Consider the following 21,448-nt stretch of genomic DNA (forward strand, 5'->3'; position numbering starts at 1 on the left):
GGCCTGGGCTGCGTGCGGCGTAGCCTTGGTATTGGGCCCTGCGGGGTGTTGCTGGGGGCTTGAAGTGTTGGGTCGCTCGGTGAAGGTCGGGAGCATGCGTAGCGCCAGGTCTCAGGGGGCGCGGCTCGGAAGGGGCCACGCGCGTCACCTTCCGGACGGTGGGCCGGACCGCGCTTCGGACGGCCCGGACGGCTCGGACGGTGCATCGCATGACCGCGCTTCGGGCCGTGTTTCGCGTCCCGTTCCGAGGGGTGACAACACCGGCTGCGGGGGACGAATCGAGCGTAGGGGACCCGCGGTGCGAGGTGGGGGAGGGCGGGGGCGTACTCTGTCTGGCGCCATGCCCTACGAGCCCCCTACTCATACCGTCGAGCGATCGCTGCGCGCCACGACGGGCGCCAAGATCATCGCAGGAGTGGACGAGGTCGGGCGCGGAGCCTGGGCCGGCCCGGTGAGCGTCTGCGCCGCCGTGACCGGACTGCGCCGCCCGCCCGCCGGACTCACCGACTCCAAGCTGCTGACCCCCAAGCGCCGCGACGAACTTGCCGCCGTGCTCAGCGACTGGGTCACCTGTCACGCCCTCGGCCACGCCGGCCCCGAGGAGATCGACGAACTGGGCATGACCGCCGCCCTCCGGCTGGCCGCCGTCCGAGCGCTGGAAGCCCTTCCGGTCCGCCCCGACGCGGTCATCCTCGACGGCAAGCACGACTACCTCGGTGCCCCTTGGAGGGTCCGTACGGTCATCAAGGGCGACCAGTCCTGTGTCGCCGTCGCCGCCGCCTCGGTCATAGCGAAGGTGCGGCGTGACGCGATGATGGCCGAACTGGGCCTGGAACACGAGCACTTCGGCTTCGCGGACAACGCCGGCTACCCCTCGCCGGTGCACCGCGCGGCCCTCGAGGAGTGGGGTCCGACCCCGTACCACCGGGTGTCGTGGTCCTACATGGACGCGCTGCCCCGCTGGCAGCACCTGAAGAAGGTGCGCCTCACCCCAGAATCAGCCGCTCTGGAGGCCGGTGGCCAACTCGGCTTCGACTTCTGAGCGGTACGGATGTGAATCCGGTACCCGCTGACATGTCCCGTACCTACGTTTGATAGACATCACTTCATGCCTCTCATCCCCGAGGAGCCTCAGATTCACGAGAGTGTCCCGGGTCCCCGCGCAACTCCGGCCGCCGGCCGTACCGCGCCGACCCCTCGTCCCGTACCTGGTCCCGGTCCCCGCCCCGCGCCTCCGCGCGGCGCCCCCGCGTCCAGCGCCCGTCCCGGCAAGCCCGGCCCGTCCCGCGGACCGGCTCCCACCCCGCCCGCGCAGCGCACGGCTCCCAAGCCGTCCGCGGCGGCCGGTGCCGGCACCGCCTCCGCCGCTGCCTCCGAAGCGCAGCTGCAGCTGATCCCCGCGCCGGCCGACGGTGCCGTGGACGCCGCCGACGAGGCGGTCGACCTGCTGCTGGACTCCGGGCGTGCCCCGAGCGAGGTGCTCGTCCTGACCACCGGCGAACAGCACCCGTGGGCCGCGCACGAGCTGTCCTTCGGTGAGGCGTCCTACTGGGCGCAGCACGACGCCGCGGACGACGTCTTCTACGCGGATGCCAACGCCGAGCGCGCCAAGGGCCGCCCCGTGGTGGTCGTCGCGGTCAACGGCGGCTCGGACGAGTCCGTCGCCAAGGCCCTGCCCGCCGCCATGGCCCGGGCCGGCGCCCTGCTGATCGTCTGCGGCGACCCGGAGCGGATCAACGCCCTCATCGGGGCCAAGGCGTAAGCGAGCCGGCTCGGAGGGGCCCGGCCCGGCCATGACGGCCGCCGGGCTCGCTCCGTACCGCCCGCCCGGCCACTACGGCCGCCCCGGACATCCGTGGCGGTGTCCCCGCTGCTCCGTGCCGCCGTGCCTCTGTGCCGGTCGGCGCCGGTCAGCGGGCCGCGGTGCGTCGGCGGGCCTCCGGTGCTCCGCCGCCCGTACGGCGCGGTGCTCCCGCGGCCATGCCGCCGTTGTGCCGTTCGCGGGTCGCGTCCGAGAGCTGAGGACGTTCCGGGCGCGCGCCGGTGTACGGCCGGCGTCCGCCGCGGCCTTCCCCGAGCACCTGCCAGCCGTCGGGCGTCAGCGTGATGTACGCACCGCAGCGCAGCCCGTGCAAGGTGCAGGCGTCGCGCAGCCCCCACATCCACGCGCCGTCCGCCTCCGTCCACAGCGGCCCGCCGTCGCGGCAGTAAAGCAGCACGGCCGTCCGCACGGGGGCGCGCAGCCGCAGATCGTGCGGGGTCACCCGGCGCAGCTGCGACAGCAGTGCGTTGCGGAAGTCCCAGCCGTCGGGCGCGTCCGTACGCAGCGTGAAGGACGCGCTGGCGGTCACCCGCTCCTCCGGATCGAGCACCGCGACGACAGCGGTGGACGGGCCGGGCAGATGCCGGTCGTGGAGACCGGTGACGACCTCACGAGGGTTGCTCAGCAGGGGAATTCCCGCCGAGGCCCACTCGGAGGGCTCCAGCATCCGGCCCAGCCTGGCGGCCGACGCGGTGGCGGAGGGCTGGGACGCGGTCAGGGGCGGAGTGATGCCGAAGGTCACGGTCCTCCCTTCGTCGACGCGGCGAAGGCCGGGGCGGCGGGCGCAGCGTCGCACCACGACACACCCCTGCTGAGCCGCGGACGGCTGGAATGGGGAAGCACTACGATTCTCGCGGTCGTACACGCTTGCGGCAATGAGCAATTCGCCGCGGCGTTCCGGAATCGATGGGTGCGTCGTTCTTTTCCTTCCCGCTCAACCGCCCGCCGAAGCGCGTCCCACCGCACGGGTCCGCCCCGCACGGCAGGGACCAGCGGAAACTCTCCTCCCGTTCCACCCCGCGCCGACTCTGGGCGCCGCACCGCCCGTTGAACACCCCACGACGCGCGCCTGCACAGCCCGACGACGCGCGCCTGCACAGCCCCGCGACGCGCGCCCGCATAGACCGACGACGCGCCCCCGCCCGCGAAGCCCTCGGTCGGCCCCCCGCGCCGCGATCAGCTCTGTACCGCCAGCACCAGCGGCAGTACACCCCCCGCCCCCGCCCGGCGCAGCAGCCGCGCGGCCACCGCGAGCGTCCATCCGGTCTCGGTCGCGTCGTCCACCAGGAGGACCGGGCCGTCCGCGGTGCGCAACGCCTCGGCCAGAGGCGGCGGCACCGTCAGTGCCCCGTCGAGGGCGCGCAGCCGCTGCGCGCTGTTGGACCGCGGCAGATGCGTCTCGTCAGCCCCCGTCGCATACGCGATCGACCCCAGCAGCGGCATCCTGCCGATCTCGGCGACCCGGGCACCGAGGGACTGGACCAGCTGGGGGCGCGTGTGGGACGCCATGGTGACGACGCCGACCGGCCGGGCGGGCGCCTCCGGATCACCGCTCGCCCAGCCGCCCGGCCCCTTCGCCCAGTCGGCCAGCACCCCGACCACGGCGTCGAGCACGTCGGCCGGCACCGGACCGTCCGGGGCCTGCGGCGTCAGGAGCGGGCGCAGCCGATTGCCCCAGCCGATGTCCGAGAGCCGGCCGAGGGCCCGTCCCGCACTCGCCTGCTCGCCCGCCGGGATGCGGCCCTTGAGATCGACCCCGATGGCGGGCAGGCCCGTCGGCCACATCCGGCGCGGCTCCACGACGACGCCCGCGCGGCCCAGCTCGCCGCGCGCCGCGTCCAGCGCGGCGGGGGAGACCTCGGCGGTGAAGCGCGCTCCCGCGCAGTTGTCGCAGCGGCCGCACGGCGCCGCGCCCTCGTCGTCCAGCTGCCGCTGCAGGAACTCCATCCGGCAGCCGTCCGTCGTGGCGTACTCGCGCATCGCCTGCTGCTCGGCCTCGCGCTGCTTCGCCACCCAGGCGTACCGCTCCGCGTCGTACGTCCACGGCTGCCCCGTGGCGGTCCAGCCGCCCTTCACCCGCCGGACCGCGCCGTCCACGTCCAGGACCTTGAGCATCGTCTCCAGTCGGGAGCGGCGCAGCTCCACGAGAGGCTCCAGCGCGGGCAGCGACAGCGGCCGCTCCGCACCGGCGAGCACGTCGATCGTCCGGCGCACGAGCTCCTCGGGCGGGAAGGCGATGGAGGCGAAGTACGCCCAGATCGCCTCGTCCTCCCGGCCGGGCAGCAGGAGCACCTCGGCGTGCTCCACACCACGGCCGGCACGTCCCACCTGCTGGTAGTACGCGATGGGGGAAGAGGGCGAGCCGAGGTGGACGACGAAGCCGAGGTCGGGCTTGTCGAAGCCCATACCGAGCGCGGAGGTGGCGACCAGCGCCTTGACGCGGTTGCCGAGGAGGTCCTCCTCGGCCTGCTGGCGGTCGGCGTTCTCGGTCTTGCCCGTGTACGAGGCGACCGTGTGCCCGCACTGCCGCAGGAACGCCGTGACCTCCTCGGCGGCGGCCACCGTGAGGGTGTAGATGATCCCGGAGCCCGGGAGATCGTTCAGATGCTCGGCGAGCCAGGCCATGCGGTGCGCGGCGTCGGGCAGCCGGAGCACGCCGAGGCTCAGGCTCTCCCGGTCCAGCGGGCCGCGCAGCACCAGCGCGTCCGAGCTGCCGCCGGTGCCGAGCTGCTCGGCGACATCGGCCGTCACCCGTGCGTTGGCCGTCGCCGTCGTGGCCAGTACGGGCACGCCCGGCGGCAGGTCGGCGAGCATCGTGCGGAGCCGGCGGTAGTCGGGCCGGAAGTCGTGGCCCCAGTCCGAGATGCAGTGCGCCTCGTCCACCACCAGCAGGCCGGTCGCCGCGGCGAGCTTGGGCAGCACCTGGTCACGGAAGTCCGGGTTGTTCAGCCGCTCCGGGCTGACCAGCAGCACGTCCACCTCGCCGGCCGCCACTTCGGCCTGGACGGTGTCCCACTCCTCGGTGTTCGAGGAGTTGATCGTGCGGGCGCGGATGCCCGCCCGGGCTGCCGCCTCGACCTGGTTCCGCATCAGCGCGAGCAGCGGCGAGACGATCACCGTCGGGCCGCTGCCGCGCTCCCGCAGCAGGGCGGTCGCGACGAAGTACACGGCCGACTTGCCCCAGCCCGTGCGCTGCACCACCAGCGCCCGGCGGTGCTCGGCGACCAGCGCCTCGATCGCCCGCCACTGGTCCTCGCGCAGCCGGGCCGTGCCCGCCGGGGCGCCGACGAGGCGGGCCAGCACCGCGTCGGCCGCCTGCCGCAGGGTTCCGTCGTTCGTGTCGTCCATGCACCCATGCAAGCGCATCCCACTGACAACCGGCGAACCGGCGGCCGGCAAAAGCGCGGCACGGGCCCTCGATCCCCGAGGGCGAGCCTCCGTCTCCGAGGACGAGCCGCCGCCGAACTGGCTGCCTCCCCCGGCCTGCCCCTCTCCGGAGGGCCCACGTGGTCGAAGACGAAGACCGGCTCCTCGGGGGAGCCCACGAGGAGACCCGGGGATGTGATCTCCGCGCGTGCGCCGTCGGCGACCTGCCAGTGCGCCATGAGGGCCTGCCATGCGCGGTACGGGATGCGGGCGTCCGGGGGTCGGTGTGCGGACCCGCGCCCACGCCGGCGTGCGGCTCCGCGGGCGCCCCCGAAGAGCAGCCCGCCACCTCGGCGATCTCCCTCAACAGCCGCCGGGCTCCCGGGGCGACCGCCCGTGCGTCCTCGCAGGACAGCCGCAGTTCCGGCCCGTCCCAGGCGTCGGTCACCTCGGCGCTGACGCCTGCGTGCCGCGTGGCCCGGCCGGTCAGCGCCCGAGGGACGGCGGCGGCCAGGTCGGCGGCGGTGACGTTCAGGGCGAGTACGTGCAGACGGAGCCGTCCGGAGCGGACACTCCCGGGTGCTGCGGTCATTACTCGTCCTTCCTGAGCCGCTCGTCCGTCCTGAGCCGGCTGACGACGGCCGTCACGGCCCCGGGAAGCCCGTCGCGCGCCGGCAACACTTCCGTACGGCCGTACCAGCCTCCCGGCTCGTGCCCCGAGATGCCGCGCAAGGTGACCTCGCTCCCGGGGCCGAGCGCGAGGCCGACCTCCGCGGGGTTGGCGGTGGCCGGCAGGGCCGGATATACCGCCACGAGTACGTCCAGCGCCGCGGGGGCGGGCCGGTTGAGGGCGATGCCGGTGAAGGCGACGGCGGTCAGCGCCGTCGCGCCGCTCTCCACGGCCAGGGCCTCCAGGCTCTTCGCCGTGCGCCGGACCGTTCCCCAGCCCCACAGCGCGGCTTTCGGGGGCATGCCGAACTCGCGGGCGCGCGCGGTGAGATTGGCGATCGACGTGTGGTCTGCCTCGGTCTCTCCCAGGACGTAGCGGGGAGCGGACAGGTATGCCGGTGCGGTGTTCACGGTGTGGGATCACTCTCCGGGCCGGTCGGCCGGCCCGGAGCCATCATCGCGTTGGCCTCGGCATACGGGACGGCGTCCGCCCCGAAGCCGAAGGTGCCGTGGTCACGGATTTCCTGGGCCGCGCGGACGATGGCGCCGAGCGAGGCCCTGGAGAGCGCCGAACCGACGCTGATCCGTCGTACGCCCAGGTCACCCAGCTCGGGGACGGAAAGCCGCAGCCCGGGCGAGCCCATCAGGACGTTGACGGGCGCCGAGACGGCGGAGCACACCGCGCGGATGGCGTCCGCGTCCGGCAGGGCCGGCGCGTAGAGGACATCGGCGCCCGCGGCCTCGTACGCCTGCAGGCGGCGGATGGTGTCGTCCAGGTCCGGCCTGCCCTGGAAGAAGTTCTCCGCGCGTGCGGTCACTGTGAAAGGGAAGTCGAGCTCCTTGGCCGCGGCGACGGCCGCCGCCACGCGCTCCACTGCCTCCTCGAGCGGGCGTACGGGGTCCTCGGCCCGGCCCGTGGAATCCTCGACCGACCCGCCGACCAGCCCCACCGCGGCGGCGCGCCGGATGGTCTCGGCGACCTCCTCCGGGCTGTCGCCGAAGCCGCTCTCCAAGTCGGCGGTGACCGGCAGCGGGGTCGCGGCGATGATCTCCGCCGCGTTGTCCAGGATCTCCGTCCGGCCGATGGGGTCGGCGCCGTCGGGCAGGCCCAACGCGTACGCCATGCCTGCGCCGGTGGTGGCAAGCGCAGCGAACCCCAGCCCGGTCAGGATGCGGGCGGTCCCGGCGTCCCACGGGTTGGGCACGACGAAGGGCTGCGGCCCCTCGTGGAGCTGCTGGAACGCGACGGCGCGGCGGTGCTGTGCTGCGGTGGACGGATTCATTCCGGTGTCTCCTCTGTGGCGCTCGGAACATGGGAGTAAAGCACTGTCAGAAAAGCTCAATGTGCTCGTCAACCGGCGCGTTCGCGCCAGGTACCCCTGTCCCTCGAACGAGCGATCGCACCAGATCGGTGACGGGCGCCCGGGTTGCCGCCGAAGTAGAAGTGGCCGCCCTCTGCCCGGTGTTGGGCGAGCCCGCCGGCGCACTCGCGCTTCCAGGGGGCGAGGCCGGCCTCCGTGACATGCGGACCGTCGTGCCCATTGATCAGGTTGACGGGCACGTCCAGCGGCGGTGCCGGGCGGTAGGCGTACTCCGCGTCCATGCGGAACTCCGACCGCAGATGCGGGAGCAGCAGCTCCTGGAGCGCCTCGTCGGCCACGATCTCCGGTGGCAGACCGCGGAATAGGCCCACGGCCTCGGTGAGTTCCGTCCCTCCAGCCGCGCGGTCTCTACGACGCGCCGCGCGAGCCCGGCCTGGATGTCATAGAGGGCGCAATCAACGAGGCGTCGGCCGGGGCCCGCAGGGAAATTCTCATCGCGCAGCCGGACGGGCCACGACCGGGCCCGGTTCTGGAAAAGGCACTGGAAGCCGTGCGCCGCCATATCGAGGCGGGGGTGGCGACGCGCACGCCATTGCGATCAGTGAGCCGGCGGTATCGTGCGTTTCCTAAAGGGCGCTTTCGAGCGTTCCTGGGACCGCGCGAAATAATTCCCGTTCGTTCCGCTGCACGCTGCGAAGGCGGCCGGCGAAGTCATTCCGTCACTCTGCGAATCCATCAGCAGGCTGCTCATCGGGGGGTACTCGGACAAGCGGATCGCGCGGCGGCTCGGTATCAGTGAAAGGTCGCTGCAGGGGCACATCGCGGCCATGAAGCAGGAACTCGGCGCGCACACCCGGGTGCAGCTCGGCTATCTCCTGGCCAGGAACGAGACCACGTTCGTGCCGTGAGTCCCGCGCTCCACGAAGAGCCGTTGTGCGGCGGCCACATGTACGGAGAGTCTGAGGGAGTACCTACTCCCTCAGACCCTCCGTGTGGAGCGCGGCGCCCGTGGTCAGTGCCTCGTCTCCGCCGCGGGTGTTCCTGAATCGGCTGGGGGAGCGGAATCGGCCGGGGCGCCGGGTTCGGCCGTAGCCGACGGCTCGGCCACGGGGGCCGATGACGCCTGGGGCGCGCGGATGCCGCGCCTCCGGGAGACCGCGACCCCGCCGAGGCAGATGGCACCTCCGAGGAGGGTGAGCCAACCCGGCACCTCCCGCAGGAAGATCCAGGAAATGAGGACCACCACGGCGGGCACCGCGTACGTGGTCGCCCCCAACTTGCCCGCGGTCGTCCGGGACAGCGCGTAGGCCCAGGTGCTGAAGGCCAGTGCGGTCGGGAAGAGCCCCAGGTAAACGACGTTGAGGGTCGCGGAGAGCGGCGCCTCGGAGAGCTGCGATACGAGCTGCCCGCTGAACGGGAGGCAGGCGACCGTACCGATGAGACAGCCGAACGTCGTCGTCTGCATCGGGGTCGCGTACCGCAGGGCGGGTTTCTGCGACACCACCCCCGCCCCGTAGGTCACCGCGGCCAGCAGGCAGAGCAGCACGCCCAGTACGGAGGACGAGCCCTCGCCGGACGTGGAGAAGCCCACCACGATCGCGCCCACGAACGACACCGCCATGCCGAGCATCAGCAGGGGCGGGAAGCCCTCCTTGAGCAGCCAGCCGCCGAGCAGCGCGATCACCATCGGTCCGACGTTGACCACCATGGACGCGGTGCCGGCGTCGACTTTCTGTTCCCCCCAGTTCAGGGCCACCATGTAGACCCCGAACCACAGCACTCCGGATACCACAATGCCCGGCCATGCCTTACGTGGCGGTAAACCGCCCCGTTTGACCAGCAGTACACAGACCAATGCGATGGAACCGGTCGCGAGCCGGCCGAGCGCGAGCGCCCCGGGGCTGAAGTGGTCGGCCGAGGCGCGAATGGAGACGAACGCCGAAGCCCAGAGAACAACGGTGACCGATGCCGCGATGAGCGCACTACGGTCGGTTCCGGAATTATTTGTCGATCGAATCACGCAGGCAATCTAATCACCCGCATACCTGGTGAACAGGCTGCCACACAGTTCGTCACCTTCCAATTCACCCTGCTCTCAAGGTATTTGACGGGGCATGCCGATGCCGCTTCCCGGGGCCGCCCCAGGTGCCTCCGGGGCGGCCCCGGCGCCTCACGGCCGACGGGAACCGCTCCCCACCTGCACGGCCGGACACCGGCCCAGAACGCGTGCGCCGCTACTGTCCGCCGCGGCCCGGCCGCCCGCCGCGGATGTGTAAAAACTCCGTCACCCGGGAGATATCCACAGGGGTCGCGGCGGCCGGCCGGACCGCGGGATCTTCGAGCCATGAACCCGCACATCGAGCCGGCGAACCCGGCAGAGCACCCGTCCACCACGTCCCCGAAGACCCCCGAAGCCCAGGTCACCCTGCGCAGCCCCGCCGAACTGGCGGACGCCCTGCCGTACTTGCTCGGCTTCTACCCCGACGACAGCATCGTCCTCGTCACCCTCCACGGCGAGCGGGGACGCTTCGGCGGCCGGGTCCGGCTCGGCATCCCCGCCGACACCGCCCAGTGGCCCGCCGTCGCCGACCAGCTCGCCGACTGTCTGATCACCTCGGGCCGGGAGCGCGGCACACCGCCCCGCGGCATCATCGCCTTCCTCTGCCAGGACCCCTCGGCCGCCGAAACCGGCCGGGAGGTGAAGGACCGCCTCAGGCCGCTCGCCCAGCGGCTGCGCACGGCCTGCGGCAGCCGGGACGTCCCCGTCATGGAAGCCCTGTGCCTCTCCAACGGGCGGTACTGGTCCTACGTCTGCCCGGACGAGCGCTGCTGTCCGGCCGACGGCACCCCGCTCGTCCTGCCCGGCACGTCGGTCATGGCGGCGGCCGCCGCCTACGCCGGCGTCCAGGTCCGCGGATCGCTCAGGGAGATGGAGGCCCGGCTGGCCCCGCTCACCGGCCCCCGCGCCGACGACCAGATCAAGGCCCTCGACGCGGCGGCGGCCGCCCTCGTCCCGCGCATGCTGTCCGGTCAGGATCCCCATACGGTCCGCGAGGAGACCTGCGCCCTCCTGACCCGCACGCTCCATACCTTCAAGGACGACCCGCCCTCCGGCAGTCACCGCGCCAAGGACGCCTGCGACGACGCGCTCCTCGGCAATGGCGAGGCCGCCGAGCTGATCCTCGGCCTCCAGGACCGTCTCACCCGAGACCGCGCCGCCGCGTGGCTGGAGGGTCCCGACGCCGCACCGGCGCTGCGGCTGTGGCGCGCACTGGCCCGCCGCTGCCCCGGGGCGTACGAGAGTCACGCCGCCGCACCGCTCACGCTGGCCGGCTGGGTCGCCTGGGCGAGCGGTGACACCGCGTCCGCCCGCGTGGCCCTGGGCCGTGCGCTCACCCTCGATCCCGACTACCTCTTCGCGCAGCTCCTCCACCGCGGCCTCAACGAGGGACTCGACCCGGAAAAGCTCCGCGACTGCCTCCGCTCCACACCCAACCCGGCTGCGAGGTTCGTGACCTCTGCGAACTCCGTGACCTCTGTGGGTTCCGCGACCTCTGCGAGTTCCGCGGCCTCAGAGGACGCCCACTCGGTGGACACGGCGTCTGTTCCGGAGCAGCCGACGGCGTGCGCCCCGGCCGCCCCTGACGAAGCGCCCCCGCTCCCTGCCCAAGCGCCGCCGCTCCCCGCTGAAGCCCCGGCCGAGACCGCCGCGAACGCCTCGCGCACCGGCCGGGTGCCGAGCCGCCGCCCCCGCGCCGACCGGCCCGCAGGCCCCCGGGCACGCACCCGCCGGGCAGCGCGCCCGCGCACGGGGCGACCCCACCCGCGTACGGGCCCCACGGGCGGTCGCCGGGACGACCGGAGCCCCCGATGAGCACACCCCTGCTGACATTCCGGCGTTACCTGCGCATCATGCGCGGCGTTCCCCTAGGTGGCGCAGACCGTACGGAATCCCCATTACGTCAGGGAGCACTCCCCATGGCAGGCATGTTCCCCACCACCCCGCAAGCCCACCCGGCCCCCGCACGGCAGCGCGCCGCGCCCTCTCCCCGGCCTCCCGGGCCGCAACCCGTCCACACGGCCCTGATCTGCGTCGCGCTGCCCGCGCTCGCGATCTCCGCCACCGCCGACGGCCAGCTCACCGGCCGGGGCATGGAGGGCTTCTACCGCTCCGGCAGACGCGTGCTCGCCCGCTGCGTCCTGCGGGTGGCCGGCGCTCAGCCGCTGACCGTGCAGGCCAGGCCGCTCGCCGCCGACCGCGCCCGCTTCACCGGCACGCTCCGCACGCCGCACGACCCCGGACCCGACCCCGGCCTCCTGGTCGAGCGCCTCCGGAACGCCGACGGCACCGAACGCATCACGCTGCACAACCACACCCGCCGGGCGCTGCGGCTCCCCCTCGAAATCACCTTCGCCACCGACCTCGCCGAACTGGGCGCCGTCGCCGGCGGACTCCCCGGGCCCGATCTGCCCGCCTCCGTCCACGACGCCGGCCTCCGCTGGGCCACGGACACGGTCCACGCCACCGTGACCGCGGACCCGCCGCCCGACGATGCGCTCGCGGCGGCCGGGCTGCTGCGCTGGGGACTGCAGCTGCCGCCCGGCGCCCACCGCACCATCGAGCTCCGCATCCGCAGCGGCACCACCGCACCGGCGCGGCCCGCTTCCCGCGGCAGCGCCGTCCCCGCCGTTACCGGACCGAGCGCCGGCCGCCCGCCGCGCCCCTGGTCCCTGGCCCGGCTCCAGTGCGACGACCCACGAGCCGGTGCGTTGCTCGCCACCGCTCTCGACGATCTCCACGGCCTCCTGATCCGGGACCCCGCGGTGCCCGCCGACGCCTGCCTCGCCGCCGGCGTCCCCTGGCGCTGCACCCTGGCACCGGCCGAGTCCCTGTCCGCCGCCCGCATGCTCCTCCCGCTGGGTACCGGACTGGCGGCGAGCACCCTCCGTATCCTCGCCCGCAGCCAGCACGCCGACCCAGGACCGGAATTCGGACGAATTCCCGGCCCGTTGCGCGACGCAGGCCCTCATTCGCCACCCAGTTGCACCGGTGTCGAGGCGACCCTGTTGTTCCCCACCGTTCTCGCCGAGGCCCGTCGGTGGGGCCTGCCGGCGCCCGAAGTGGAACGCCTGCTGCCCGCCGCTGAACGGTGTCTCACATGGCTGTGCCGTACGACGGAGCCGGCCGCCGAGTCCCCGGCCACGGGCGGTTGCGTACCGGATCCGGCCCCGACCGGCCCGTACCGATGCGAAACACAGGCCCACGCCCACCGCGCCGCACTGCTGGGCGCCGATCTCCTCGACGCCTGCAACCGCCCCGGAGCCGACGCGCTCCGCGAATGGGCCGCCGCGCTGCGCCGGCGCTTCCGCGACGGGTTCTGGATCGACGATGCGGGCGGCGGCCGCCCCGCGGCCCTGTGCGCCCCCGACGGCCGGCCGCTCACGCGCCTCGTCGCCGGTGCGGCGCACCTTCTCGACACCGGCCTGCTCGGCGCGGGCAGCTTCGCGCCCGGCCTGCTCGACAGCACCCGCGCGGAACACGTGGCCAGACTGCTGAACAGCCCTGCGCTGGACACCGGGTGGGGCCTGCGCGGCCTCGGCGGCAAGGAGGACGGCTACAACCCCTTCGGCCACCGCAGCGGCGCGGTCCGCGTGCAGGACACCGCCGTCGCCGCCTCGGCCCTGGCCGCCGCCGGCCACGAAGCGGCGGCGTCCTCCTTGATCCGAGGACTGCTGGACGCCGCGGAGACCTTCGGGTATCGCCTCCCGGAGATGTACTCGGGACAGCAGCGCACGGGCGACGGCGCTCCCGTGACCCATCCCACGGCCTGCCGCCCGACGGCGGTGGCGGCGGCCGGCGCGGTGCACGCCCTGGTCGCGCTCGCGGGCATCCGCCCCGATGTCCCGGGCGGCACGCTCTCCGTGCGGCCCGTCGCCGGCATGCCCCTGGGTGCCCTGCACCTCACCGGACTGACCGTCGCGGAGCAGCCTTTCGCGGTACATGTCAGCGGCCGTGGCCTGGGAATGGTGGAGGAGGCGGCGGATGGCCTGCAACTGGGGGCGTGAAGCAGTGGACTGCCTGTTTATCGTCAGGCGGACGACTATGATCGCGGCATGCCTCCCTACGACCCGTCGGCCTTCCCTCCGTTCGCCGTCACCGTCGACCTGGTCGTGCTCACCGTGCGCAGGCACGCGTTGTGCGCGTTGGCCGTGCGTCGCGGTGAGCCACCGTTCCCGGGCAGGTGGGCCCTGCCCGGCGGATTCGTACGGGCCGACGAGGACCTGGAGACCGCGGCGGCCAGGGAGCTCGCCGAGGAGACCGGCCTGCACGCCCACGGTCCGGCGGGCCCGCAGCTGTTCCCCGGTGCCCACCTCGAACAGCTCGCCACGTACGGAGACCCCAAGCGGGACCCGCGGATGCGGGTGGTCAGCGTGGCCCACCTGGTGCTCGCCCCCGACCTGCCGGCGCCGCGCGCGGGCGGCGACGCGCACAGCGCGCGTTGGGCCCCGGTCGAGACCCTTCTCGGGCAGGAGAACGGTCTCGCCCGCGACGGCGAGCCGACCGCCTCCCTGGCCTTCGACCACGCGCGCATTCTCGGCGACGGCGTGGAGCGGGCCCGCTCCAAGATCGAGTACTCCTCGCTCGCCACCGCGTTCTGCCCGCCGGAGTTCACGGTGGGGGAGCTGCGCCGGGTGTACGAGGCGGTCTGGGGCGTGGCCCTGGACCCGCGCAACTTCCACCGCAAGGTGACCGGCACCCCCGGCTTCCTCGTCCCGACCGGCGGCACGACGACCCGTCAGGGCGGCCGCCCGGCCCAACTCTTCAGGGCAGGCGGCGCGACCCTCCTGAACCCGCCGATGCTCCGCCCGGAGGTGTAACTCCGGGCGTCTGACGCCGGGCGTACGCCTCGCCCGCCCTGGACCCCGGGCCGTTGGGCCCGTCCGCTCCCGGAGCGGACGGCGTTCCCGCGCCGTGAGGACACGAGCAGCACGGAGGACTCGGAATTGCGGGCAAAACGGACATTGCGCGTTACCTTGGCGGGGTGAGTCCTTCAGTCCCCGCGGCACTCGCAACTGCCACCGCCGACGCCCCCGCGTACCCCCGCGCCGTCACGCCCCGCCGCGCTCCTGCCGCCCCCCGCGCCGCGGTTTCCCCGCGAGGCACGCGATGATCCAGGCCGTCGGACTGACCAGCGAGACCCGGCGCGGGCTGCCGCCGGCCGTGGACGATCTGACCTTCGAGGCGCCGGCCGGTGCGGTCACCGTGCTTCTCGGCGCCCGGGGTGCGGGCAAGACGACGGCCCTGCGTCTGATGCTGCGGCTGGAGCGCGGGCGGGGCATCACCCTCTTCCGCGGCCGCCCCCTGCACCGCCTGCCGAACCCGGCGCGGGAACTGGGCGTGCTGCTCGGCGACGTACCCGGTCACCCCGCCCGTACGGCCCGCTCGCACCTGCGGATGCTCACCGCCGCGGCCGGAGTCTCCCCGGACCGTGCCGAGGACGTCCTGGAGGCCGTCGGCCTCAGCGGCCTGGCGGAACAGCGCCTGGGCGAGTTCTCGCGCGGCATGGACCGCCGGCTGGGCATGGCGGCCGCCCTGCTCGGTGACCCGTACGCGCTGCTTCTCGACGAGCCGGACGACGGCCTGTCACCGCGCGAGAGGGCCTGGCTGTACGGGCTGCTGCGAGGGTTCGCCGAGCGCGGCGGCAGCGTGCTCGTCACGGCCTCCGACCCCAAGGCGGCCGCCCGGCTGGGCGACCGGATCGTCACGATCGAGGACGGCAGGCTGCTCGCCGACCAGGAGGCCGGGGACTTCACGCACACGCGACTGCGGCCCCGGGTCAGCGTGCGGTCGCCGCACGCCGATCGGCTGGCGGCGCTCCTGGTAGACGAGTGGCAGCGCGCCGACCCCGCGGTGGACCCGCGCGCGGAACAGCCGCTGGAGGTCGTACGGGAGAGCGGCAACCGCCTCGCCGTGTACGGGAGCAGCTGTGCCCTGGTGGGCGATACGGCGTTCCGGCACGGCATCCTGGTGCACCAGCTCGCGGAGGAGACGGGCGATGCCCGGCCGGCCGTGCCGCTCAACCGGGCCGACGGCCGGGCGGCGGCGAGGCTGACGGCCGGTCAGGGCGCGGTGGTGGCCGCGGAACCGGCCAAGGCCGAGGCGGACACCGAGAAGGACGACGCCCGGTACGCCGTCGCCGCGCGCGGAGAACGGGACGAGTCGCACGCCGACGAGGAGCACGCACACGCCGGCGAAGAGCGCACGCACGCCGGCGAACTGGTGCGCAAGGACGCCGGAGGGCACTGCGCCGTGATCTCCGGCCCCGTCGTCACGGGGAGTACGGACGCGGCCGACGGCCTCCCGGCGTCAGGCCGGACGGTCGCCGCGTCATCGTCTCCCCGGCCTCTTTCGCTCGCAAAGGACCCCGACGGCGCGCTCGCGTCCACCCTCGAACTCGAACTCACCCCCGTGCCCGCCGCCAACGGGAACAGCGGGACGGTTGCGGTCGGCCCGACCGGCACCCCGCCCCATGGCACAGCGGTCCCCCTCGCGGCCCCTCGTACGCCGCGTACCTCCCCGTCCCCTCGCGGCAAGGTGCCGGCGGCTCAGTTGATGCTGCCGAGACTGTCCGCCCCGGGGCCCGCCTGGCCGGTCCGTTATGAGCTGCGGCGAGCGGCCAGTGACCGTACGGGAATCGTCGTAGGTGTGCTCGTACTGGCGATCTCGCTCGTCCTGACGTGGGTACTGGCGCGCACCGGTGGCGCGCCGGCGGCCCGCGTACTGATGGGCTGGCCGGACCGGCTGCCCTTCCCGCCCGCCGCGGTGGGGGCGGGACTGATCGGCGCGCTCGCCTTCGGACAGGAGTTCCGGTACCCGGCGCTCGCGCCCGAGCAGGGCTCCGTGCCTCGCCGGTTGCGGCTGTTGGCCGCCAAGTTGCTGGTCAGCGCGGCGAGCACGGGCATGCTGGCGCTGGCCTCGCTCGTCATCGACGGCGTACTCGTGGGCTATGTCTTCGGTGTGCAGGCGTTGCCCGCGGTCGCCGACTGGCCGCTGCTGTCCCTCGGTTGGGGCGCGCTGCTCATCGGGTCCGCATGGGCCGGCCTCCTGGCGGCGGGCATCTTCCGGTCGACGGCGATGGGACTGGCGACGGTACTGGCGGTACCTGTCGCCGTGGCCCCGCTGATCCAGGGATTGTTGAGCGATCCGGCTGCGCGTTCGATGGTCGGCTTCCCGGGGCGGGTACGGACGACGGCCGCGGTCGACTGGCCCTCCGGCGTCGACCGGCTGACCGACACCGCCTGGCTGCTGGCGACGCACCCGGTGGCCGGCGCGCTGACGCTGTCGCTCGCGGCCCTGCTGTGCGCGTACACCCTGACCGCCCTGAACAGAAGGGCCCGTTGAGGGCACGAACGACCCATGAACGAAGAGGTGAAAGAGAGGGAAGGCTGATGGGGCAGGTGAGGGAGCAGCGAAAGACGAGGTGAGCGGAGGGACGGAGCGGCGCGGTACTCACGAGGCTCCATCGCTTGCCGCATCCCGGGCAGCGTGAACTGTCCAGAACTCCGCGCGATGCGTCTGCTTCCTTCCGATAAAGCGTCAATTGTAGGGTGATGGGCGATCACCCTTTCGTGTGCTTTTCACCAAAGACCTCAAGGCGCTCCGGCACGTCGCCGACAAAGGATGCGTGAGTACCCTTGCGCACACCATGATGACCGCGACTCGCCCCGCCGACACCGGCCTGACCGGCCCGGGCGAGCTCGACCGCTACCCCTACGCCGACGCCGTCGGAGGCGAGCGCACCGACCGCGTGGCTCCCGTGTGGGACGGCCACGAAAGCGAGCTGGGCCGGGTCGGCCGCCGCGCAGCCGGCAGCCGGGGCCGTGGCCTGCACGGCCAACTCGTCCAGCAGCTCGGGCAGATGATCGTCTCCGGTGACCTCGGGGCCGACCGTCCGCTCGTCCCCGAAGAGATCGGCCAGCGCTTCGAGGTCTCCCGCACCGTCGTCCGCGAATCTCTGCGTGTCCTGGAGGCCAAGGGCCTGGTCAGCGCGCGCCCGAACGTCGGCACCCGGGTCCGCCCGGTCAGCGACTGGAACCTCCTCGACCCCGACATCATCGAGTGGCGGGCGTACGGCCCCCAGCGCGACGACCAGCGCCGCGAGCTGTGCGAGCTGCGCTGGACCATCGAGCCCCTCGCCGCGCGCCTCGCCGCGGGGCACGGCCGCGAGGACGTGCAGCAGCGTCTCGCCGACATGGCCGAGATCATGGGCCACTCCGCGGCCCAGGGCGACTCGCTGACCTTCGCCCGCGCCGACGCCGAGTTCCACTCGCTGCTCCTCCAGCTCACCGGCAACCGCATGCTGGAGCACCTCTCCGGCATCGTCTCCGCAGCGCTCCAGGTCTCCGGCGGCTCGTCCCTCGGCTGCGAGCACCCCGCCGAGACGTCCGTCGGCCAGCACATGAAGATCGTCGACGCGATCGGCGCGGGCGACGCGGCAGGCGCCGAGGTCGCGATGCGTCAGCTCCTCGCGACCGACGGTGAGGCCGGGGGACCCGTCGGGAGCGGCGCGGCGGACCGCGTGGTGCCCGCGCCCCGCGAGCACTGACAGCCCCCCCGAAACCGCCTCACTCCCAGGCGCCCCGCCCTGAAGAAACCGTACGCCGCACCCCTGCGCGACCGGCCGCCTCCCGGGGACGGCGCACCCGTCTCCGTGAAGAGGGCGGCGAGGCGGCGCAGGCAAGGTGCGCACCTGTACGCGCACACCAAGGAACGCAACCCACGCAGTCGACGCAACCGAGGCAGCGCATGCGGCCGACGCGGCCGACGCGACGAATACCGCGACGAAGCAACGCAGCGAACGCAAGGAAGAGGACCCCGTACGCGCCGGCGGGCCGTACGGGCCAGAGGGGCGGTCGCCGAGCCGCACGTCTCCGTGCGGGGCGGCCGCCTGGTCGGCCGAGCCCCCGTGGCCGCCGGGGCTCCCTTCTCGCCTCCTTCTCTCCGGTACGCCCCCAGATCGAGCAAAATGTGACGTTATGGGGTGTGACTCGGGCCACGCGGATTGGGCGTAACGCTCTGCGGGGAAGCGCGATGACTTAAGAGGTGATAGCCGAGGAGGGAATACGGCGGCCGCTTGCGGCGCTGTCCCAACTCCCTGGTTGCCCCTGCGCCGTCGGCCCACCCCCGTCGACGGTCGTCGGCTCCGGTCCACAGTGGACGGAGCCGGAAGCCGTTTCCATCGTTCCGAGAGGTTGTTCGTGTCGGCCAGCACATCCCGTACGCTCCCGCCGGAGATCGCCGAGTCCGAGTCTGTGATGGCGCTCATCGAGCGGGGAAAGGCTGATGGGCAGATCGCCGGCGATGACGTGCGTCGGGCCTTCGAGGCTGACCAGATTCCGCCAACCCAGTGGAAGAACGTTCTGCGCAGCCTCAACCAGATCCTCGACGAGGAGGGTGTGACGCTGATGGTCAGTGCCGCAGAGGCGCCCAAGCGCACCCGCAAGAGCGTCGCAGCGAAGAGTCCGGCGAAGCGCACCGCCACCAAGACCGTCGCGGCCAAGGCCGCCGCGGTCAAGAAGACCACCGCGGCAGCGGCCGCGTCCGTCTCCCCGGCGTCGGACGGCCCGGGCGCCGAGGCGGAGCCCTCGCCGGCGAAGAAGGCGGCGGCCAAGAAGGCCACCGCGAAGAAGGCCACGGCCAAGAAGACGGCCGCCAAGAAGACCACGGCCAAGAAGACCAAGAAGGACGCCGTCGACGAGATCCTCGAAGAGGACACCGTCGAGGAGACCCCGGCGGCGCCGGGCAAGGGCGATGCGCCCGAGGCGGCCGAGGGCACCGAGGCCGCGGGCTTCGTGCTGTCGGACGAGGACGAGGACGACGCCCCGGCGCAGCAGGTCGCCGCGGCCGGCGCCACCGCCGACCCGGTCAAGGACTACCTCAAGCAGATCGGCAAGGTCCCGCTGCTCAACGCCGAGCAGGAGGTCGAGCTCGCGAAGCGCATCGAGGCCGGCCTGTTCGCCGAGGACAAGCTGGCGAACTCCGACAAGCTCGCGCCGAAGCTCAAGCGTGAGCTGGAGATCATCGCCGAGGACGGCCGCCGCGCCAAGAACCACCTGCTGGAGGCCAACCTCCGCCTCGTGGTCTCGCTGGCCAAGCGCTACACCGGCCGCGGCATGCTCTTCCTGGACCTGATCCAGGAGGGCAACCTCGGTCTGATCCGTGCGGTCGAGAAGTTCGACTACACCAAGGGGTACAAGTTCTCCACGTACGCGACGTGGTGGATCCGTCAGGCGATCACCCGCGCCATGGCCGACCAGGCCCGTACGATCCGTATCCCTGTCCACATGGTCGAGGTCATCAACAAGCTCGCCCGAGTGCAGCGCCAGATGCTCCAGGACCTGGGCCGCGAGCCCACTCCGGAGGAGCTGGCCAAGGAGCTCGACATGACCCCCGAGAAGGTCATCGAGGTCCAGAAGTACGGCCGCGAGCCCATCTCGCTGCACACCCCGCTGGGCGAGGACGGCGACAGCGAGTTCGGTGACCTCATCGAGGACTCCGAGGCCGTCGTGCCGGCCGACGCGGTCAGCTTCACTCTTCTGCAGGAACAGCTCCACTCGGTCCTTGACACGCTCTCGGAGCGTGAGGCGGGCGTCGTCTCGATGCGCTTCGGCCTCACGGACGGCCAGCCCAAGACGCTGGACGAGATCGGCAAGGTCTACGGCGTCACGCGCGAGCGTATCCGCCAGATCGAGTCCAAGACGATGTCCAAGCTGCGGCACCCCTCGCGTTCTCAGGTGCTGCGCGACTACCTGGACTGACATCCCAGGTCAGCGGGCATGTGGGCCCGGTCACTCCGTCCGTGGAGTGGCCGGGCTCCGGCGTGTCCGGGGTGCGGCACTCGGCCAACTGACTCACTGTGGGTGTACGAATGCTCCCCCAGAGTCAGGAGTCGGTATGGGCATCCGCACCCGCGCTGTCACCACGGTCCTCGCCGCCCTCGCGCCGGCCGTCGCCGCACTCGGAGTGCCGGGGCCGGCCGCCGCCGACAGCGTCATCGTCGGGGGACGGCAGGTGCAGAGCTCTTCCAGCCCCTGGGTCGTCGCGCTGGCGAGCCGCGAGCGCTTCGGGAACGAACGCTCCGGGCAGTTCTGCGGGGGCGTCCTGGTGGGCCCCTCGACGGTCCTCACGGCCGCGCACTGCATGGGCAAGGACGTGCTGGGCGCGTCCCCGGCCGAGGTGAAGGACCTGCGCGTGATCGTCGGGCGCACCGACCTGCGCGGCCGAGCGGGCAGGGAAATGGCGACGAGCAAGGTCTGGATCAACCCCGAGTACGACGCCACGACGAATGCCGGGGACTTCGCCATCCTGAAGCTGCGCGGCATGACGCCGAGCAGTTACGTGCTGCCGATGGCGGGCCTGGGCGATCGCGCGTACCAGCCGGGCACCGGCGCCTCGGTCTACGGCTGGGGCGACACGACCGGCAACGGTACGTATTCGTCGGTGCTGCGCGCGGCACGGGTGCAGGTCATGCAGGACTCCGCCTGCAAGCGTGCGTACCCGAAGAGCGTGGACGGCACGTACGACGGCGGCTCGATGCTCTGCGCGGGCACGCGGCAGGGCGGGCACGACGCCTGCCAGGGGGACAGCGGTGGACCGCTCGTGGCGAACGGGCGGCTCGTGGGGCTGGTCTCCTGGGGTACCGGCTGCGGGGAGCCGGGGAAGCCGGGCGTGTACACGCGTGTCTCGGCCGCCGAGCAGGCGGTGATGGCCCAGGGCGGCTGAGAGCGGCCGCGGCGGGCGGCCGCGACGCAGGGGCGGGGGAGCGGCTCAAGAGCCGCGCAGCGCCCCGGGAAATCCTCTGTGGGGGCAGTGTCGGACGGGGCGTGCCGGTCCTCGTGACGGATCACGAAGGCCGGACGCCGAAGGACACCGATGTGAGTACGAGTGCGGGCGGTCTCCCCGGTGGGTACCGGGTGAAACCGCCCGCGCACGGCTCGTAGCCGCTACTCGCTCGTCGTCGGTGCGATGTGTCAGCGGTCCTCATCGGACGCAGACGCCGGAGAGGCGGTCAGCCGCTCCGTCTCGTCCTGTATCTCCGCGGCGATCTTCTTGAGTTCTGGCTCGAACTTGCGCCCGTGGTGGGCGCAGAAGAGCAGTTCGCCGCCGGACATCAGGACGACGCGCAGGTATGCCTGTGCGCCGCAGCGGTCGCAGCGGTCAGCGGCCGTCAGCGGGCTCGCGGGGGTCAGAACAGTAGTCACGTCGCCT

At 72.9% G+C, this 21,448-nt stretch carries 17 protein-coding genes; 10 read left to right on the forward strand and 7 right to left on the reverse strand.

Features of this window, described 5'->3' with window-relative positions:
* Positions 1-340: 340 nt before the first annotated feature.
* Together IF04_RS0122410 and IF04_RS0122415 are read left to right on the forward strand one after the other, a co-directional pair.
* On the forward strand, positions 341-1,042 hold the full coding sequence (locus tag IF04_RS0122410; RefSeq protein WP_030260753.1) for a ribonuclease HII: 702 nt from the start codon (positions 341-343) through the stop codon (positions 1,040-1,042).
* Between the two features lie 66 nt (positions 1,043-1,108).
* The gene (locus tag IF04_RS0122415) at positions 1,109-1,762 is read left to right on the forward strand and encodes a hypothetical protein (protein WP_030260756.1); all 654 of its coding nucleotides are present in this window, start codon (positions 1,109-1,111) and stop codon (positions 1,760-1,762) included.
* A gap of 148 nt (positions 1,763-1,910) precedes the next feature.
* On the opposite strand, the gene IF04_RS0122420 is transcribed toward IF04_RS0122415, so the two are convergent.
* The 5 genes from IF04_RS0122420 to IF04_RS35970 all read right to left on the reverse strand — a co-directional run bounded on the left by IF04_RS0122420 (position 1,911) and on the right by IF04_RS35970 (position 7,550).
* Positions 1,911-2,564: a hypothetical protein gene (locus IF04_RS0122420; RefSeq protein ID WP_030260759.1), complete on the reverse strand. Its 654-nt coding sequence runs from the start codon at positions 2,562-2,564 to the stop codon at positions 1,911-1,913.
* 434 nt (positions 2,565-2,998) lie between these two features.
* Positions 2,999-5,170: a RecQ family ATP-dependent DNA helicase gene (locus IF04_RS0122425; protein WP_030260763.1), complete on the reverse strand. Its 2,172-nt coding sequence runs from the start codon at positions 5,168-5,170 to the stop codon at positions 2,999-3,001.
* Between the two features lie 609 nt (positions 5,171-5,779).
* Complete coding sequence (locus IF04_RS0122430) at positions 5,780-6,268, reverse strand: hypothetical protein (RefSeq protein ID WP_030260766.1); 489 nt, start codon at positions 6,266-6,268, stop codon at positions 5,780-5,782.
* On the reverse strand, positions 6,265-7,140 hold the full coding sequence (locus tag IF04_RS0122435; protein ID WP_037960332.1) for an isocitrate lyase/PEP mutase family protein: 876 nt from the start codon (positions 7,138-7,140) through the stop codon (positions 6,265-6,267). The genes IF04_RS0122430 and IF04_RS0122435 overlap by 4 nt, the downstream gene beginning before the upstream one ends.
* Before the next feature lie 68 nt (positions 7,141-7,208).
* Entirely contained in the window at positions 7,209-7,550 is a 342-nt protein-coding gene (locus IF04_RS35970; protein WP_157847695.1) for a thioesterase II family protein, read from the reverse strand.
* A 378-nt stretch (positions 7,551-7,928) separates the two neighbouring features.
* On the opposite strand from IF04_RS35970, the gene IF04_RS40415 reads away from it, so the two are divergent.
* On the forward strand, positions 7,929-8,087 hold the full coding sequence (locus tag IF04_RS40415) for a LuxR C-terminal-related transcriptional regulator (protein WP_425428440.1): 159 nt from the start codon (positions 7,929-7,931) through the stop codon (positions 8,085-8,087).
* A gap of 104 nt (positions 8,088-8,191) precedes the next feature.
* Here IF04_RS40415 and IF04_RS0122450 read toward each other — a convergent pair whose 3' ends face one another.
* The gene (locus IF04_RS0122450) at positions 8,192-9,196 is read right to left on the reverse strand and encodes a DMT family transporter (protein WP_051831483.1); all 1,005 of its coding nucleotides are present in this window, start codon (positions 9,194-9,196) and stop codon (positions 8,192-8,194) included.
* A 327-nt stretch (positions 9,197-9,523) separates the two neighbouring features.
* Here IF04_RS0122450 and IF04_RS0122455 point away from each other — a divergent pair, with 327 nt between their 5' ends.
* The 7 genes from IF04_RS0122455 (at position 9,524) to IF04_RS0122485 (ending at position 20,962) form a co-directional block, all read left to right on the forward strand.
* Positions 9,524-11,053 carry a DUF4192 domain-containing protein gene (locus IF04_RS0122455; protein WP_051831462.1) on the forward strand — a complete coding sequence of 510 codons (1,530 nt, stop codon included), beginning with the start codon at positions 9,524-9,526 and terminating at the stop codon, positions 11,051-11,053.
* Between the two features lie 104 nt (positions 11,054-11,157).
* A complete protein-coding gene (locus IF04_RS0122460) occupies positions 11,158-13,245 on the forward strand; it encodes a glycogen debranching N-terminal domain-containing protein (RefSeq protein ID WP_425428439.1) in 2,088 nt (695 codons plus the stop codon).
* 48 nt (positions 13,246-13,293) lie between these two features.
* The gene (locus tag IF04_RS0122465; RefSeq protein WP_030260778.1) at positions 13,294-14,058 is read left to right on the forward strand and encodes an NUDIX hydrolase; all 765 of its coding nucleotides are present in this window, start codon (positions 13,294-13,296) and stop codon (positions 14,056-14,058) included.
* A gap of 289 nt (positions 14,059-14,347) precedes the next feature.
* Positions 14,348-16,582 (forward strand): ABC transporter ATP-binding protein, encoded by a 2,235-nt coding sequence (locus IF04_RS0122470; protein ID WP_030260780.1) that lies wholly within the window; start codon positions 14,348-14,350, stop codon positions 16,580-16,582.
* Positions 16,583-16,811: 229 nt separating this feature from the next.
* Positions 16,812-17,786, forward strand: a complete 975-nt coding sequence (locus IF04_RS0122475) for a FadR/GntR family transcriptional regulator (RefSeq protein WP_078600639.1) — start codon at positions 16,812-16,814, stop codon at positions 17,784-17,786.
* A 652-nt stretch (positions 17,787-18,438) separates the two neighbouring features.
* The gene (locus tag IF04_RS0122480; protein ID WP_030260787.1) at positions 18,439-19,998 is read left to right on the forward strand and encodes an RNA polymerase sigma factor; all 1,560 of its coding nucleotides are present in this window, start codon (positions 18,439-18,441) and stop codon (positions 19,996-19,998) included.
* 136 nt (positions 19,999-20,134) lie between these two features.
* Positions 20,135-20,962: a S1 family serine peptidase gene (locus tag IF04_RS0122485; protein ID WP_030260789.1), complete on the forward strand. Its 828-nt coding sequence runs from the start codon at positions 20,135-20,137 to the stop codon at positions 20,960-20,962.
* Positions 20,963-21,210: 248 nt separating this feature from the next.
* On the opposite strand, the gene IF04_RS0122490 is transcribed toward IF04_RS0122485, so the two are convergent.
* Positions 21,211-21,441, reverse strand: a complete 231-nt coding sequence (locus tag IF04_RS0122490; protein WP_030260793.1) for a DUF7455 domain-containing protein — start codon at positions 21,439-21,441, stop codon at positions 21,211-21,213.
* Positions 21,442-21,448: the final 7 nt, after the last annotated feature.

The sequence above is a fragment of the Streptomyces violens genome (assembly GCF_000717745.1).
GTDB classification, from domain to species: Bacteria; Actinomycetota; Actinomycetes; order Streptomycetales; family Streptomycetaceae; genus Streptomyces; species Streptomyces violens.

Bases quoted from the DNA above. Each gene is read 5' to 3' on its own strand.
- IF04_RS0122485 (WP_030260789.1), top strand. From the start codon at position 20,135: ATGGGCATCCGCACCCGCGCTGTCACCACGGTCCTCGCCGCCCTCGCG.
- IF04_RS0122435 (WP_037960332.1), bottom strand. From the start codon at position 7,140: ATGAATCCGTCCACCGCAGCACAGCACCGCCGCGCCGTCGCGTTCCAG.
- IF04_RS0122410 (WP_030260753.1), top strand. From the start codon at position 341: ATGCCCTACGAGCCCCCTACTCATACCGTCGAGCGATCGCTGCGCGCC.
- IF04_RS0122465 (WP_030260778.1), top strand. From the start codon at position 13,294: ATGCCTCCCTACGACCCGTCGGCCTTCCCTCCGTTCGCCGTCACCGTC.
- IF04_RS0122470 (WP_030260780.1), top strand. From the start codon at position 14,348: ATGATCCAGGCCGTCGGACTGACCAGCGAGACCCGGCGCGGGCTGCCG.
- IF04_RS0122455 (WP_051831462.1), top strand. From the start codon at position 9,524: ATGAACCCGCACATCGAGCCGGCGAACCCGGCAGAGCACCCGTCCACC.
- IF04_RS0122460 (WP_425428439.1), top strand. From the start codon at position 11,158: ATGGCAGGCATGTTCCCCACCACCCCGCAAGCCCACCCGGCCCCCGCA.
- IF04_RS0122415 (WP_030260756.1), top strand. From the start codon at position 1,109: ATGCCTCTCATCCCCGAGGAGCCTCAGATTCACGAGAGTGTCCCGGGT.
- IF04_RS0122425 (WP_030260763.1), bottom strand. From the start codon at position 5,170: ATGGACGACACGAACGACGGAACCCTGCGGCAGGCGGCCGACGCGGTG.